Genomic DNA, 17382 nt, shown 5'->3' with positions numbered 1-17382 from the left:
ATATGTTATAATATGAGAACGCATAAGGAGGCATAATATATGTATCAAGTAATAACGATGTATGGAGAAAATGAACCTTGGTGGTTTTTTGAAGACTGGCAAGAAGATATAATAGAAGAAAAAAGTTTTGAAAAATTTCATGCAGCTAAAGATTATTATGATGAATTAGTCAAAAAATATGTAGATTATTATGAAAAAGAACGTGAGAAAGAGCCTTTTATGGCAGCCTTTTGGAATGAAGAGGAATTAGTTTACTGTGAAGATTGTGACGAAGAGTTACAAGCATATAAGGGACTTATGATTTTAAAAAACTATGAAAAAATAGACTTAGATAATGGAGAATGTAAACGAGATGAAACAACTGATTATAGCGGAAAAGCCAAGTGTTGCGCGCGACATAGCTAAAGTACTTGGTGCTACTCAAAAGAGTAAAAATTATATTGAAGGAAAAAATGTTATTGTTACGTGGGCGTTAGGTCACTTGTTAGGATTAAAAATGCCTGAAGATTATAACAAAGAATGGGCTACATGGGATATGAAAACATTACCGATGATTCCAAAACATAGTGGTATTAAGCCGCTACCTAAAACAAGACCACAACTTAAAGCAATTAGTCATTTAGCTAATCGAGCTGATGTCTCAGAAGCAGTCATTGCCACAGATGCTGGACGAGAAGGTGAGTTAGTAGCTCGCTGGATTCTACAATATGTTAAATTTAAGAAACCGGTGAAGCGCCTTTGGATTTCATCTCAAACAGATAAAGCCATTAAAGATGGCTTTAAAAATCTAAAACCAAGTAAAATGTACGATGATTTGTATTATTCAGCGATTGCACGTGCTGAATCAGATTGGTTAGTTGGATTAAATGTGACGAGAGCTTTAACCGTTAAATACAAAGATAGTTTATCAGCAGGTCGAGTTCAAACGCCGACTTTAGCAATGGTAAGACGACAAGAAGAGAAGATTGAAACCTTTAAGCCTGAAACTTATTTTACGTTAGATCTGAAGCATCAAGATTTAATTGGTCGCCTGCAACTAAAAAATCCAAGACAGTATAAAGAACGAAATGATTTAGAAGAATTAGTTAAATCATTTAATTCAGCTACTGTTAAAGTGGTCGATATAAAAGACAAAACTAAGAAAGAATCGGCTCCTCTACCATATGATTTAACTGAGATGCAAAGAGAAGCAAACGCTCGTTATCAATACTCAGCTAAAAAAACATTAGGGATTATTCAACGCCTTTATGAAACTCATAAAATCGTCACTTATCCACGTACCGATTCTAAATACTTAACAAGTGATATGAAGCAAACGATGAAAGAACGCTTGCAAGCTGTAACAATAATGGATAGCGAACGTGTGAAGTCGATTATGAGAAATGGAGGAACAGTTCTTCAAAAGAGTGTCTTCCAAGATAATAAGGTAACGGATCATCATGGATTAATCCCAACAGAACAAGCACCTCGTTTAGAAAAATTAGATAACGAAGAACTGAAAATCTACCGATTAATTGTAGAGCGCTTTTTAGGTTTGTTCGAAGAGCCCTTTGTTTCAATCCAACAAACCATTACTGCAGAAGTAAAAGGTAATAGCTTTTTATTCAAACAACAAAAAGTAGAAAATTATGGTTGGAAAAAAGAAAAAGAAGTGGTAAAAAAAGCTGTTTCATTTTCAGTTGGACAAATTTTTCCGAATAATTTTATGATTAATAAAGAGTTAACGACTCCACCTAGTCCTCTCAATGAAGGAACACTACTTGGACAAATGGAAAAACACAATTTAGGAACACCGGCTACACGAGCTGAAATTATTGAGAAATTAATTAGTTCAGAATTAATGGAACGCTCAAATGGTAAATTATCTGTTTCGCCTAAAGGTAAGCAGTTATTAACTTTAGTTAATCCGTCACTTGTCACACCAGAATTAACTCAAAAGTGGGAGATTTCTCTTGAAAAAATTGCACAAGGTCATTTGAATTATCAAACCTTTATTAAAGAAATCGAAGAAGAGACAACTAAATTAGTTAAAGAGATTAAAATGAGTGAAGATAATTATGTAGATCATTCATTAACGACTAAAGATTGTCCTGATTGTGGTAGTAAGTTACGTGAAAAAAATACACGAGATGGTAAAATCTATGTATGTAGTAGCGAAAGTTGTTCTTATCGCCGTCGTAAAGACCCTAAAGTATCTAATAAACGCTGCTCTCAGTGTAAAAAGAAAATGGAAATTCTTGAAAATAAAAACGGTGCTTACTTTAAATGTAAGAACTGTAATATCACTGAGAAATTAGACGGTAAAGGTAAAAAGAATAAAAAAATGACGAAACATGAGACTGCTAAATTAATGAAGAAAGTCAATCAACAAGAAGAAGAAGAAAGTCCTTTAGCATTGGCATTAAAAGCTGCAATGAAAAATAAGTAAAGTAGAAAAAGACTAGGTTTTAGACTTAGTCTTTTTTCTTAGAAGCATGATATAATGTAGCAATAGGAGGTTGTTTTGTGGAAGACATTAAAAATATCATAGAAAAACAACGTCAGTTTTATGCAACTGGAAAAACGAAAGCTTTAGATTACCGTATAGAACAGTTAAAATTATTAAAAAAACAAGTTAGACGATATGAAGAAGAATTAATAGATGGATTATCTCAAGATTTAGGGAAACATCGAACAGAAAGTTTTATGACTGAAATCGGATTAGTTTACCGCCATTTAGATGAAATGATAAAAAAATTACCTAGATGGGGTGGGAAACAACGAGTTAAAACACCACTTTTTTTATGGCCTGCTAGAAGTTATACCATTCAGGCACCTTACGGAAATGTGTTGATACTGTCTCCTTTTAATTATCCCGTATTGTTAACTTTGGACCCGTTGATTGGTGCTATAGCAGGTGGGAATACTGCCATCGTAGGTATGTCTGAACACACACCTGCCACTAATTATGTGTTGAAAGTATTAATAGAAGAAGCTTTCTCAAAAGAGTATTTGTATTTTGTGACAAGTAGTAAAGAAACGAACACAGAACTACTAGATAATACTTTTAATAAAATATTTTTCACAGGAAGTACACGTGTCGGGAAAATTGTATTAAAAAAAGCAGCTGAACATTTAACGCCAGTTACACTAGAATTAGGTGGTAAAAGTCCAGTTATCGTTAGTAAATACGCTGATTTAGAAGTAGCAGTTGAAAGAATTATTTGGGGTAAATTTGTTAACGCTGGGCAAACTTGTGTAGCACCTGATTATTGTCTAATTGACGAGAGTGTAAAAGATGAGTTTATGCAATTACTGAAAAAAAGATTACTTACTTTCTATACAGATACTCCAGAAGATTCTAGAGATTATGGTCGCATCATTAATGAAAGTAGCATGTCTCGTTTAATCAAACAACTAAAATATGACCAACTATTTATTTACCAAGGTGGTCATTATAACTACGCAGAAAAATACATAGAACCAACAATCTTACTAGCTGAGTTGTCAGATGACTTGTTAAGTATGAAAGAGGAGATTTTCGGGCCTATCTTACCGATTTTAAGCTATCAAGAGCTAGAAGAAGCAATTCTCTTTATTGAACAAAAAGGAAAACCTTTAGCATTTTATCCTTTTTCAAGTAATAAAGAAGAGTTGGATATGCTACTAGACAGACTAGATTATGGAGGCGCGACTGTTAATGATACGCTACTGCATTTATCCAATGAGAACTTACCATTTGGTGGCGTAGGAGAATCAGGAATGGGAAGCTACCATGGAAAGAAAAGTCTAGAAAGTTTTACTTATACAAAATCAATCTTAAAACGTTCGACTATTTTTAGATTTCCAATTATGTTTCCACCATTTACGAAGGAAAAAGATAATACAATTCGATCTTTTTTCAACTAGATTCACAAAACACAACCTTATAGGTTATAATATTGAGTGATAAAAGTAAGGAGTTTGTGTATGGCAAAGAAAAAAACAGGGAAAGCAAAAGCTCCCACTAAAAAACAACAACTACAAAAGGAAAAAACAACCTATTTTCTAATTGGATTAGGTTTTATTACATTTGGCATTATAGGCGGTCTAAAATTAGGATTCTTAGGAATGTTGATGGCCAATGTATTTCGCTTTTTAGTTGGTAATACTTATGCGGCAATGGCAGTTTTACTAATCGTTTATGGCATACTATTATTATTTATGGGAAAAGATCCTAAATTCAAACGTAAAACGATTTGGATTGGTGGCTTAATTTTTTATTTTAGTTTGCTATTATTTATTGAAATTGGCCTATTTAAACAAATCAATCGGGATACAGCAATCATGTCAATGACATGGCAAAAAATCTATTCAGATATAAAAATTAACCAGATCACTCAATCAGTGGGTGGGGGTATGATAGGTGCGTCTCTTTATACAGTCACTTATTTCCTAGTTTCTAAATTTGGTTCTTACGTTATTTCCTTTATTGGGATGACTACAGGAGTATTATTATTCTTAAATATTGGCTTAACAGAAGTTATTGAGAAAGTGAGAACTTTTGGTGGTAACGCAGCTGAATCGATGGATGAAAAAAAGCAAAAAATGTCGGAACGCCAAGAGGAAAAAAAAAAACTGAAATTACAGAAAGAGAAGAAGAAAGTTTCTGAAAATACAGTTAGAGAGATGTCTCCAGGTGAAAAATTAGCTAAGGAAAGTCAAGATGTTGAGGTTACAGATGAGGAAGAACAATTAACCTTAGAGATAGATAGTTATCAAGATAACTATCAAAAACAAGCAAGTAAACCTAAGAAAAAAGAGAAAGTACAAACAGAAGAAAATCTTTCTGAAAAAGAACAGTTACTTGATTTTGATATTCCTGAAGAAATTGAAAATGTGGATTATATCTTACCAGATATTGATTTATTAAATGAAATACCTTTAACAGATCAAAGTAAAGAGTATAAACTTGTCGAAAAAAATGTCCAAGTTTTGGAAAGGACATTTGATAGTTTTGGGGTTGATGCCAAAGTTGTTAGAGCAAGTCTCGGACCATCTGTTACTAAATTTGAAATTCAACCAGCAGTTGGGGTGAAGGTTAGTAAAATTGTTGGTTTAACAGATGATTTAGCCTTGGCTTTAGCAGCCAAAGATATTCGTATGGAAGCTCCTATTCCAGGGAAATCATTAATTGGGATAGAAGTGCCTAACCAAACAACTAGTATGGTTTCATTTAGAGATGTCATTGAGTCACAGCATAGTAATCCTGATAACTTACTTGAAGTTCCTTTAGGCCGAAGTATTTCAGGTGATGTGATGTCTGCTGATTTAACTAAAATGCCCCATTTACTTATTGCTGGATCGACTGGTAGTGGGAAGTCAGTGTGTATTAACGGGATTATTTCATGTCTTTTAATGAAAGCTAAACCAAATCAAGTTAAACTAATGATGATTGATCCGAAAATGGTAGAATTAAATGTTTATAACGGTATCCCTCATCTGTTAACACCTGTTGTAACGAATCCGCGTAAAGCGGCCCAAGCCCTTCAAAAAGTAGTAGAAGAGATGGAGCGACGTTATGAGTTATTTGCAGGTTTTGGTGTGAGAAATATGAATGGTTACAATGATATGGTAAAGCGTCATAACCAAGAAACTGGCGAAAATAAATCGTTGTTACCTTATATAGTAGTAATTGTCGATGAGTTAGCCGATTTAATGATGGTCGCAAGTAACGAGGTTGAAGATGCCATTATCCGTTTGGCACAAATGGCTCGTGCTGCTGGAATCCATATGATTTTAGCAACACAAAGACCAAGTGTTGATGTTATTACAGGGATTATTAAAGCTAACGTTCCTTCTAGGATTGCTTTTGCGGTATCTAGTGGGATTGATTCAAGAACTATTATTGATGGAAATGGTGCTGAAAAGCTTCTTGGACGAGGAGATATGCTATTTGTTCCAATGGGTGAAAATAAACCTATCCGTATTCAAGGAGCGTTTATTTCTGATCAAGAAGTTGAAAATATTGTTGAGTTCGTAACGAGTCAACAAGAAGCAGACTATCAAGAACATATGATGCCTGATGAAGTTGAAACTTCAAATGGTGGCAGCAGTTCGTCAGTAGATGAGTATTTTGAAGAGGCAAAAGCCTTGATTGTTGAAATGCAAACAGCTAGTATTTCTCTTCTTCAACGCCGTTTTAGAATAGGGTATAACCGTGCAGCACGTTTAATCGATGAATTAGAAGAACATGGTGTTGTAGGACCTTCAGAAGGAAGTAAGCCACGTAAAGTATTACTAACTTATATTCCAGATGAAACTGATACAATTGAAGAGTAGCAAAAAAGAAGCAACCTTTCTAAAAAGGCTGCTTCTTTTTTTAATGTACATCTATCGATCCTTGAATAAAGGTAGTTTCATTATAGTTAACGCTTTGTCTTAGTTGATTTGCTAAGTCAGCTGAAATTTTACCTTGTTCTAGAAGTGATTGAATAACATTTCGTTCTTCATCAAGAGTTTTTAAGAAAAATTCTTGATAAGCTGTTTGGTATTCATCTTTTTGACGAATTTGATAATTTTTGATTCGGTCAATCTTGCTTTTATATTCTAACATGATTTGATGAATGATTGAATTTTTTAAAGCAAAATGCTCTTCTGTAGGGCTTAACTCACTTTGAGCTTCTTTCAGAGTAATAATTGCCTGTTGTGAACAGCCATTTTCAAGTAAGATAACGTCTTGTTGACTAACTTCTGGGTGGTAGTTTTGACGTAATAAGGTTTGAATAAATAATTTTTTGGCTTTTCTCTGAGCTTTATACAGTGATTGTCTCATCACTATGGTTACATTCGTATTATGTGCACGTTTTTTATATTTCAACATACGTAAATAATTTCGAATGAATTTTTTAGAGAACTCATTTTCATTAATGATGTCCATAGCAGCAATTAATTCAGATTGAACTGCCATACTGCGATAATTCATCTCTAATTCGTGATAGAGTTCGTTAGATGTGACAGAGTCATCTAAATATAAACTTTTAAGTTGTTGATCTAACTCATTTAATAAATCAGTTACAACTGTTCTATTTTCTTCTGTTAAATCATTTTGCAGAGAGCGAATTGCTTTTTTAGTCATTAGTTTTTTCGCTTCAATTTCTGATAAATCTGAATCTTCTTCAAGTTCATCCATGTCCATGAAGGCTTCGTCACCTGTTAAAATTAAACGCGTCTTTTTCTTAGTTAAGAAAGGTAGGGTGATGACAGCGACAATTAAACTCATCAAGATAACACCACTTGCTAAGAAGATAACTAAATAGCGTTCTTTAAAGATTTCACCGTTTGGTAAAAAGAAGGGGATGGATAGCACCATAGCCATTGTAATAGCACCACGAACACCAGTTAATCCGGTTAAAAGAGCAGTGTAGAATTTTGGCTTAGCGTTAATCATATTCCTAGATTTTGCATAACTCATCCACATGTAGCCATATGACCAAAAAGTTCTGATTAGGAGTAATATCAACCAAATAACAATGACATAGAAAATTAAAGTAAAGTTATTAATTGAAGGATCAATAATCGCTGATCTCATAGCCATTGGAAGAGAAGCTCCCAAGACTACAAATACAATCCCGTTAAGTTGGTAGATAATAATGTCCCATACTTTGTTGGTAACAAGTTTTATTTCAGAGTATTGACCTCGGTATAAAGGCTCTTGTTGAATGGCGACAACTCCTGCAACTACTACAGCAATAACACCTGACGCATGAACAAGCTCTGCTGCGATAAAGATAATAAAAGGAGTTAAAATTTGTGAAGAAGTATGTAAGATAACATCTTGAATCCCTTGTCTTAGTAGGGCAACTTCCAAGAAGTACATGAATTTAGAAAGAACATAACCAATAATGGCACCTACGATTGCCATGTAAATAAAATCAGTAGTTGCTTCTTTGATAGAAAAAGCTCCTGTTAAAAATGCCGCTAAAGCATATTTAAAAGCGATTAATCCACTAGCATCATTGATTAGACTCTCTCCACTAATTAAGCTTAAAATACGTTTTGGTAGCTTAACTTGTTCAGCAATCCCTTGAACAGCCACAGGATCTGTAGGGGATAGTACTGCTGCTAAAGCAAATGATAAAGGAAGAGAAATCTCAGCTACGAAAAAGTTAATGAGAAAGCCTCCTAATATAGTTGTTAAAAAAACCAACCAAATAGCATTAGCAAAAATTGGAGCTCTCATTTCCCACAGTTCTTTTTTGGGGAAATGTTTAGCATCACTATAAAGTAAAGGGGCTACAAAGAGTAACATAAACCAATCCGTTTCAAGTTCAATGGTTAAATTTAGTAACACAGCTGCAGCAACACCGATTGCAATTTCAATTAACGCAGTTGGAATAGATACTAAATAGTGGCTAATAATGTTAGAAATAATAACAAGTAAAACTAATAATATTGTTGTTTCTAATACTGCCATAAAACACCTCCATAAGTTATTTCTATATTAGTATAACAAAAAAGAGGGGTTTTTATTCATTTTTTTGTACATTTATTACGACAAAATTTCAAATCTTACAAATTTGTTCGTTCCTTGTTAGTTGATTAGATGTTGTTTTTTTCAATTTTTGGTTAAACTTAGGTCAAGATAATTTAATTGGAAAGAAGGAGTAATCATGTTAGAAATTAAAAATGTAACAAAAACATATGGTGATACAGTGAAGTATCAAGCGTTAAAAGGAATTGACCTAAGTGTACAAGAAGGTGAATTTGTAGGAGTTATGGGGCCTTCGGGAAGTGGTAAATCAACACTATTAAACTTAATTGGAACAATTGACAAACCAACTTCAGGAAGCATTGTATTAGATGGATCTGAACCAGCTAAATTAAACCAAGAGCAATTAGCGAAATTCAGAAGAAATCAATTAGGATTTGTTTTCCAAAACTTTAACTTAATGCCAACTTTAACTGTGGAAGAAAATATTGTTTTACCCTTAACTTTAGATGGTGAAAAAGTAAGTGTGATGAAAAAAGCTTTATATGAAGTAGCTCAAACTTTAGGCATTGAAAGTTTATTAAAGAAACGTATTGCAACTATTTCAGGTGGACAAGCGCAACGTGTGGCAATTGCCAGAGCGATGATTCATCAACCGAAATTAGTATTAGCAGATGAGCCAACAGGAAATTTAGATACTAAATCTTCAAAAGATGTAATGGGATTATTATCTCGTTTGAATCAAGAAGAAAAATCAACTATTTTAATGGTAACTCATGATCCGTTTGCAGCAAGTTACTGTGAAAAAATTATTTTTATTAAAGATGGTGAGTTAGTATCACAAATTAAAAATAATGGGAGTCATTCAGAGTTTTATGATCAAATCTTATTCAGTTTAAGAGAGTTAGAAGGTGCTGTTGATGAGATTTAAGGAGTTTGTTTTTAAAAATACGATTCGTAATAAGAATCTCTATATGGCGTACTTTTTTAGTACATTAACGACTGTTATGACTTTTTTCACATTTGCTGTGTTTGTTTTTCACCCATCTTTAAATGGTGATTTACATATGGCTGTTAAAACTGGGATGACAGTCTCAGCTGCTATTATTTACTTGTTTTCATTCTTTTATGTGTTGTATTCAATGGATATTTTCTTACAGTCACGGAAAAAAGAATTTGGTTTGTTATTGATTCAAGGTATGTCGCCAAAACAATTAAGAAAAATGGTTTTCCAAGAAAATACGATTATCGGTTTTTTAGCAACAGTAGTGGGAAGCATCGTTGGAATTTTCTTTTCTCAGTTAATTCTTTGGTTAAGTAAAGTGACTATGCATGTTGACTTAGGTTTTTATTTCCCAACAAAAGCTATTGCTGTTACGTTTGTGTCGTTTATTTTATTATTTGTGTTAATCTCATTCTTTATTCAATTTAAAATACCTAAAATGGATGTACAAGAATTATTGAAAAGTGAAGATTTAGGAAAAGGAGCAGTAGATGCCTCAATTTTCAAATCAATCGCAGGTGTTTTATTAATTGCAGTAGGATATGGTGTTGCCTTAACAGTTGAGGGCATGGGTGTTGTTATGGCCATGATTCCTGTTATTATTATGGTTATTTTAGGAACTAAGTTATTGTTTAATCAAGTGAGTGTGTTTATTGTTAATTTACTAAAACGCAATGAAAATCGTTTTTGGAAAAAAACAAATATGTTAGTTTTTTCAGATTTAGCCTTTAGAATGAAAGACAATGCTCGTTCATTTTTCTTAGTAGCTGTTATTACAACAGTGGCTTTCTCAGCTATTGGAACTTTAACAGGATTTAAAGAGATGTCACTAAAAGGAGTCAATTCTGATCCATATGATTTTTCTTACCAAGTTAACGAAGAGGATGAAACAAAAGGACAAAATGAAATAGCTGCTCTTAAAGAGTCATTTAATAAACATGAGATTCAAGCAGATGAATACGTATTGAATGCTATTACCTTATCTGGGGTTGATGGTAGAAGTGATATGAATGTTAAGATTTTGTCAGTTGAAGATTACAATAAAGTCGCTAAAAAAATTGGTGAGGATGAATTATCAGTTGATTCATCTAAAGCAATATCTGTAAAAGATAAAAATGTACCAGACTTTACTCAAGGAATGGGTGGAGAAAAAGCGGTAAACTTATCAATTAATAATCAAGAATTACCTATAGAAGAATTGGAAGTGGACCGAGTTGCTTATCCATCATTTGGAAACTTATATGTTGTTTCTAATGACCAATTCGAGCAATTAAAAGGGGACAATCAAGTATCACCTTTCTATGCTTGGTTAGTAACAGAAGGTTCTTATGAGAAACAATTAGCTGTTGGAAAAGATTTTGAAGAAAATAATGGTATTCAGTTTAAAGTCTTTATGAAACAAATGATAACAGATGCTTATGCGCCTATTCTTTTCATTGGTTTCTTTATCGGTATTATTTTCTTTATCTCAGCAGGAAGTTTCTTATATTTCAGATTATATAGTGATATGAACGTAGACGTTGAGAAATTTAAAATGGTCCATAAACTAGGATTTAGTAAAAAAGAAATGAAAAAAGTGGTATATCAACAAGTAGGGATTCTTTTCTTTACACCAATTATTGTTTCTTGTATTCACGGTGCAGTTGCTTTAACAGCCATGTATGCTTTATTTGGACAAGGATTACAAATGACTGCTCTTTATGTATTAGGAGCCTTTATCGTGATTCAAATAATTTATTACTTAGTAGCTAGAGTCTTTTATTTCAAAAAATTATATCGTTCTGTTTTAAATTAATAACCCTTTAAACTCTTAAAGATAGTTTTCTTATCTTTAAGAGTTTTTTGTTATAATAAGCAATATAGAAGGAGTGGATAGAATGATTAAAGAGCGGATGAAGTTACTTCAAGAGTTTGGTGAAACTCTACCTCACGCCAAAGTTTATTACCGAGAAGATTGGGACTGTATCTATTTTGATTTACTTGGTAAGCAGTTTGGATTAATGTCAAAAGAAGCAACGGAAGAAAGTTTTATAACATTAAAAGGAAATCCTGAAACTAATGAAGTATTAAGAGAAACTTATGATGATATTATTCCAGGCTATTATGCTAATAAAAAGCATTGGAACTCCATTTATTTAAAAAATTTAGAGATATCAAATGAAGAAATATATCAAATGATAAAAACTTCCTATGACTTAGTCTGGAAAAACTTACCAGCAAAAATAAGAAAAGAACACCAATAAAAAAGCTAGAAAGTTTAACTTTCTAGCTTTTCATGATAGTATCTATTGCGTTAATTGTGGCATATCGGAAGCCTTCTTTTTCAAGAGCGGTAATGCCTTTAATAGTCGTGCCACCAGGAGAAGTAACACCATCTTTTAGTTCACCAGGATGCTTGCCTGTTTGTAATAAAAGATTAGCTGAACTACTAACCATTTTAGCAGCAACTTGATAAGCCATATCTCGGTCCATACCGTTTAGAACAGCTCCATCAGCTAAACTTTCCATAAAGACATCAACAAATGCAGGTCCGCAACCAGCTAATGTACCAAAAATAGCAATTTTATCTTCTGTAATTTCAACTAAATCGCCTAAAATCTCAAAAGCAGCCACCATAACGTGACGATGCGTTTCATCTAGTTGATTAGGATAAACAATTCCTGTGATGCCTTCATTGATTTGCGACGGTGTGTTAGGGATTGCTTGAGCGATTGGATAAGTCTCACCTGTGATAGTTTGCATTTCCTTAACTGAAACACCAGCTGAAACTGATACGATCGGTATAATTAAATCGCCTAGTTCCTGATGTAAGTCTTTTAAAATAGGCATAATAAGTGGTGTTCCTACTGCTAAAAAGATAATATCAACTGACTTAAAATCAGCCACATTATTTGTTAAAGTAAAATGAAGCTCTTGTTGAAGTTCTTGAGCTGTTCCACGTCGACCACCTTGTACTAAAATATCAGGTGGCGCAATTTCTCCAGATCGAATCCACCCTTTAATCATAGCACTACCCATGTGTCCAGCACCAAAGATACCAATTTTCATATTCATTCCTCCTAAATCATCTTTCTATTTTATTATAAAAGAATATTGCTAAAATAACAGGAGAAAGTTTTTTAGATTCAAATATCTAATTATTATCCCGTTTAATAGAGAGTTTTACGGTTTATATGGATAAAAGAAATAGTCTTGGGTATAATTAATGAAATTACATTTTTTGGAGGAATTAAATGAAATTAGTCATTGAAAATCTAGAAAAAGATTTTAAAGGAAAAAAAGTAATAAAAAATGCCTCTTTTGAGTTTCAAAAGGGAAAAATATATGGGTTATTAGGACGAAATGGAGCAGGGAAAACGACTCTATTTAATTGTATTTCAAAGGACATTCCCTTTGAGAACGGAAGTATCAAATTATGTGAAGATAACCAATTAACAGATTACAAAGAAACTGATATTGGATTAGTTCACGCTACACCTAATGTACCTGATTTTATGACAGGTTATGAATTTATTAAATTCTTTATTGATATGAATCAACACCAAATGAAAAATGTTAGAACACCTGACGCTTATCTTTCAAAAGTTGGTATAAAAAAAGAAGACCGTCATCGTTTGATGAAAGAATACTCTCATGGTATGCGTAATAAGGTTCAAATGATTGCGACGATGATGATTCAGCCACCTATTTTATTACTAGATGAGCCATTAACATCATTTGACGTGGTGGCAGCTCACGAAGTAAAAGAATTAATTTTATCGATGAAATCTGAATCAGTTGTCATTTTTTCAACACATATTTTACAACTTGCTCAAGATTTATGTGATGAAATTGTCTTACTACATAATGGTGAGTTAAGAGGGATTTCTACTAGAAGTATTCATGATCCTGATTTTGAAAATGAAATTGTTAGATTGTTATCTGAAGAAGATGGAGTAACACCAAATGAATGAATTTAAAGAGCTCTTTTATTTAGATTGGCGATTTAGAAAATTTAAAGCAAGTACGTTTGCTAATGGCTTGTTTTATTTTTTGGGACGTCTTCCTTTAATAGGGAACAGTGTCCCAACAACCATGCTTTACCGTGAATATGGTGTAAAAAAAGGAATCGCATTTATTAAACTTATTTTTAGTTTATTGCTACAAATTTTTTTACACAATTTACCATTTGTGATTAGTATGCTAATTGCTAAAGGAGTCAATAGCTTTGTTAGTCATGAAGTGAGTATCTTTTTAGTTTGGTTAATTGTTTTTAATGGGATATTTTTAATGATCGGCAAAACTTTTCCAGGGTTGAACAAACAAGAAATTCAGTTTATAACAAGCTTTAGAGTATCTAAAGAAAAATACATTAAGAGAACCTCACTGTTATCCATTTTACAAGAATTAGTGTTTATCATTCCAGGTTTATTGGTGATTGGTTTTAAAGAAAATAATGTCATTTTATATTTGCTAATTGGTTTATTTTCTAGTTTATCCCTATCACTTATCTGGTCAGTTGCTGAATTACATCTAACTCTAATGAATTACCGTTTAATAAAAAAAATAGCCTTAAATCTAGTAGTGGGTGTTGGGCTGCTTGGTTCTAGTTATGTATTGATTAAAACGAATGAACTTCACTTGTTAGAAAAAATAATGATTAATTGGATGACAGCGTTTATTTGGTTAATGATGTGGTTGCCTTTCCTTTATTTATTCGTTCACTTCAAACAGTATGACGCGTATGCTAGACAGATGTTTAAGTCTTCAGAAGTGATGATTAATTACGGTGGAGCAAATAAAAAAGAGCAACAACAAAAACAATATCTTGGTGAAGGTACTAAGATGAAATTAGAAAAATCAGATGATGACTCTAAGATTCAAGGTTTGAATGGAAGTCATTACTTAAATGCTCTTTTATTTAGTCGATTTAAAACAACCTTAAGAAAGCAATTACTGATTCGAGTAGGAATTATCAGTTTAGTTATGGTAGCAATTATTGTCACTTCTATTTTCGTGCCAATCAAAGTAAGCGCTGACCGTTTAGAGATGATTCTTTACAACTTAATTCCTATGATGTTTTTTATCCTTTATTTATTATCATTTGGAAAAAAAGTGGTTCAAACTGTTTTTGTTAATTGTGATTCGTCAATGTTATCCTATCCTTTCTACAGAGAACCAAAGGCCATTATTAAAGGATTCTTTTATCGTTTCTTGAAGATTTTTTATTACAATGGGTTGATTAGTTTGACTGTCTATTTTTGGGTTCATGTCTTTAATCAAGTGAACAATCGAGCTCTAGGGATAGAATTCTTGTTATTATTATTATTCGTGATGACAAGTTTATCGATTTTATTTTCGTTCCATGAGTTGTTTGTTTATTATATCTTGCAACCATTTACCAGTGATTTTCAAGTCAAAAATCCAGTTTATAAAATTGTAGACGGAGTATTTTATATGTTGGCATATATGAGTTTGCAAATTAAATCAGGTGGTATGCAGTATGGTATTATCATTTCTACAGTCTCTTTAGTTTATTTTGTAGTTGGAATCATGGTGATTTTCAAAGTGGCTCCAAAAACATTTAAATTGAAAAATTAGATGAAAGACTTGCTAAACTTAAAAAAAAGTGTTTAAATAACTGTACACAATAATATTTAGATTGTTGACAAAGACACCGATTATTGAAAACTGTTTTAAAGGGAAGAAAGCCTTGACTGAAAGCTTTCTAAATAAGCTCAGTAGTTGACCACTTTGGAAAGTTTCGTTGAAACGAAGCCGGTCGTACCGTTAAAACGCTAGAGATGATAGTTTATTTAACTATCAAAAAATTAGGTGGAACCACGATAATTTCGTCCTATTAAGTCATTACGACTTAATAGGACTTTTTTTATACATTTTTTTAGGAGGAGATAGAATGTCAGTTATTAATATTACATTCCCAGATGGCGCAGTAAAAGAGTTTCCTGCCAAAATAACTACTTTAGAAATTGCTAAAGGAATTAGTCCGGGACTTGCAAAAAAAGCCTTAGCAGGTAAATTAAATGGAGAGTTAATTGATTTAACTCGCGAAATTGAAGTGGATGGTAAACTTGAAATTGTGACACCAGGTCATGATGATTCATTACAAATTTTACGTCACTCAACTGCTCATTTAATGGCTAACGCTTTAAGAAGGTTATTCCCAGATATTCATTTTGGTGTAGGCCCAGCAATTGACAATGGTTTTTACTATGACACTGATAACGAAGGACATGCGGTATCAGAAGAAGATTTAGTTAAAATCGAAGAAGAAATGATGAAGATTGTTAAAGAAAACAATCCAATCGTTAGAAAAGAAGTGTCTAAAGAAGAAGCTCTAGAAATCTTCAAAGGCGATCCTTATAAAGAAGAGTTAATCAATGATTTACCAGCTGATGAAGTTATCACAGTTTATGATCAAGGTGATTTTGTAGACTTGTGTCGCGGGGTACATGTACCCTCAACAGGACGCATCCAAGTCTTCAAATTATTATCAGTAGCTGGTGCTTATTGGAGAGGTAACTCAAACAATAAAATGATGCAACGTGTTTACGGTACTGCTTTCTTTGATAAAAAAGAATTAAAAGAGTACTTAAAAATGCGTGAAGAAGCTAAAGAACGTGATCACCGTAAATTAGGGAAAGAGCTTGATTTATTCATGGTTAACCCTGATGTAGGTTCTGGCTTACCATTCTGGTTACCAAAAGGAGCTACAATTCGTCGCGTTATCGAAAGATACATTACTGATAAGGAAATTAGTTTAGGTTACCAACATGTTTATACACCAATCATGGCAAATGTTGATTTGTATAAAACATCTGGTCACTGGGATCATTATCATGAAGACATGTTCCCACCAATGGATATGGGTGACGGTGAAATGTTAGTTTTACGTCCGATGAACTGCCCACATCATATGATGGTTTATAAAAATGATATTCATAGCTACCGTGAATTACCAATTCGTATTGCTGAGTTAGGTATGATGCACCGTTATGAGAAATCAGGAGCTTTATCAGGATTAGCTCGTGTACGTGAAATGACTTTAAATGATGGTCATACATTTGTAAGACCAGATCAAATCAAAGATGAGTTTATGAGAACATTAGATTTAATGATTAATGTTTATAAAGACTTTAATATTGATGATTACCGTTTACGCTTAAGTTTACGTGATCCTAATAACACTGAGAAATACTTTGATGATGATGAGATGTGGGAAAAAGCAGAAAGCACTTTACGTGAAGCTTTACAAGAAGCTGGCGTTGAGTTCTTTGAAGCAGAAGGAGAAGCAGCATTCTACGGACCTAAGATGGATGTTCAAATTAAAACAGCCTTAGGAACAGAAGAAACTCTTTCTACAATTCAATTAGACTTCTTATTACCTGAGCGTTTTGATTTAACTTACGTTGGTGAAGACGGAGAAAATAGCCATCGCCCAGTTGTTATCCACCGTGGTATTGTTTCTACTATGGAACGTTTTGTGGCTCACTTAACAGAAGTTCACAAAGGAGCATTCCCAACTTGGTTAGCGCCAATTCAAGGAACAATCATTCCTGTAAACTTAGATTTACATAGTGATTACGCTTTTGAAATCAAAGAAAAATTAGACATGCAAGGCTTACGTTTTGATGTGGATATTCGTAATGAAAAAATGGGTTATAAAATCCGTGAATCTCAAACACAAAAAATCCCTTATCAAATCGTAGTAGGAGATAAAGAATTAGATAACGGTGAAGTAAATATTCGTCGTTACGGAAGCAAAGAAACTGAAACAATGAACGTTGATATGTTTATTGAATCAGTTGTAGCTGATGTAAAAAATTATAGCCGTAAATAATATTTTTTAAGGAAGAATGAAGAGAGTAACTACTCTTCATTCTTCTTTTTTATTTCCTAAAAAATTGTGAAAAGAGCGTGAATTTCATTG

General features: G+C 32.9%; 12 protein-coding genes. 10 read left to right on the top strand and 2 right to left on the bottom strand.

All coding sequences use genetic code 11. From position 1 onward, the window contains the following. Window positions 1-39 precede the first annotated feature (39 nt). From ACODH8_RS00725 to ACODH8_RS00710, 4 genes are all read left to right on the top strand, one after another. Complete coding sequence (locus tag ACODH8_RS00725) at window positions 40-405, top strand: DUF1033 family protein (RefSeq protein WP_420517435.1); 366 nt, start codon at window positions 40-42, stop codon at window positions 403-405. Beyond that, window positions 353-2428 carry a DNA topoisomerase 3 gene (locus tag ACODH8_RS00720; RefSeq protein WP_332464933.1) on the top strand — a complete coding sequence of 692 codons (2076 nt, stop codon included), beginning with the start codon at window positions 353-355 and terminating at the stop codon, window positions 2426-2428. Before ACODH8_RS00725 ends, ACODH8_RS00720 begins: the two co-directional genes overlap by 53 nt. A 77-nt stretch (window positions 2429-2505) precedes the next feature. Further along, on the top strand, window positions 2506-3888 hold the full coding sequence (locus ACODH8_RS00715) for an aldehyde dehydrogenase family protein (protein WP_332464932.1): 1383 nt from the start codon (window positions 2506-2508) through the stop codon (window positions 3886-3888). 60 nt (window positions 3889-3948) lie between these two features. Next, on the top strand, window positions 3949-6300 hold the full coding sequence (locus ACODH8_RS00710) for a DNA translocase FtsK (protein ID WP_332464931.1): 2352 nt from the start codon (window positions 3949-3951) through the stop codon (window positions 6298-6300). Between the two features lie 40 nt (window positions 6301-6340). On the opposite strand, the gene ACODH8_RS00705 is transcribed toward ACODH8_RS00710, so the two are convergent. After that, window positions 6341-8434, bottom strand: a complete 2094-nt coding sequence (locus ACODH8_RS00705; RefSeq protein ID WP_332464930.1) for a Na+/H+ antiporter — start codon at window positions 8432-8434, stop codon at window positions 6341-6343. A 196-nt stretch (window positions 8435-8630) separates the two neighbouring features. Here ACODH8_RS00705 and ACODH8_RS00700 point away from each other — a divergent pair, with 196 nt between their 5' ends. The 3 genes from ACODH8_RS00700 (at window position 8631) to ACODH8_RS00690 (ending at window position 11695) form a co-directional block, all read left to right on the top strand. After that, a complete protein-coding gene (locus ACODH8_RS00700; RefSeq protein ID WP_420517434.1) occupies window positions 8631-9380 on the top strand; it encodes an ABC transporter ATP-binding protein in 750 nt (249 codons plus the stop codon). Next, the gene (locus ACODH8_RS00695) at window positions 9370-11247 is read left to right on the top strand and encodes an ABC transporter permease (protein WP_332464928.1); all 1878 of its coding nucleotides are present in this window, start codon (window positions 9370-9372) and stop codon (window positions 11245-11247) included. The genes ACODH8_RS00700 and ACODH8_RS00695 overlap by 11 nt, the downstream gene beginning before the upstream one ends. Before the next feature lie 82 nt (window positions 11248-11329). Then, the gene (locus ACODH8_RS00690; protein WP_332464927.1) at window positions 11330-11695 is read left to right on the top strand and encodes an MmcQ/YjbR family DNA-binding protein; all 366 of its coding nucleotides are present in this window, start codon (window positions 11330-11332) and stop codon (window positions 11693-11695) included. Between the two features lie 22 nt (window positions 11696-11717). Here ACODH8_RS00690 and proC read toward each other — a convergent pair whose 3' ends face one another. Beyond that, window positions 11718-12500 carry a pyrroline-5-carboxylate reductase gene (gene proC, locus ACODH8_RS00685; protein WP_332464926.1) on the bottom strand — a complete coding sequence of 261 codons (783 nt, stop codon included), beginning with the start codon at window positions 12498-12500 and terminating at the stop codon, window positions 11718-11720. Between the two features lie 185 nt (window positions 12501-12685). Here proC and ACODH8_RS00680 point away from each other — a divergent pair, with 185 nt between their 5' ends. From ACODH8_RS00680 to thrS, 3 genes are all read left to right on the top strand, one after another. Further along, on the top strand, window positions 12686-13405 hold the full coding sequence (locus ACODH8_RS00680; protein ID WP_332464925.1) for an ABC transporter ATP-binding protein: 720 nt from the start codon (window positions 12686-12688) through the stop codon (window positions 13403-13405). Continuing rightward, on the top strand, window positions 13398-15032 hold the full coding sequence (locus ACODH8_RS00675) for a hypothetical protein (RefSeq protein WP_332464924.1): 1635 nt from the start codon (window positions 13398-13400) through the stop codon (window positions 15030-15032). Before ACODH8_RS00680 ends, ACODH8_RS00675 begins: the two co-directional genes overlap by 8 nt. Before the next feature lie 316 nt (window positions 15033-15348). Further along, the gene (gene thrS / locus ACODH8_RS00670; RefSeq protein WP_332464923.1) at window positions 15349-17292 is read left to right on the top strand and encodes a threonine--tRNA ligase; all 1944 of its coding nucleotides are present in this window, start codon (window positions 15349-15351) and stop codon (window positions 17290-17292) included. Window positions 17293-17382: the final 90 nt, after the last annotated feature.

Source organism: Vagococcus fluvialis, assembly GCF_048815235.1.
Lineage (GTDB): Bacteria > Bacillota > Bacilli > Lactobacillales > Vagococcaceae > Vagococcus.
Note: the sequence above shows the minus strand (reverse complement) of the source record. Positions and strands in the feature narration are given on the sequence as shown.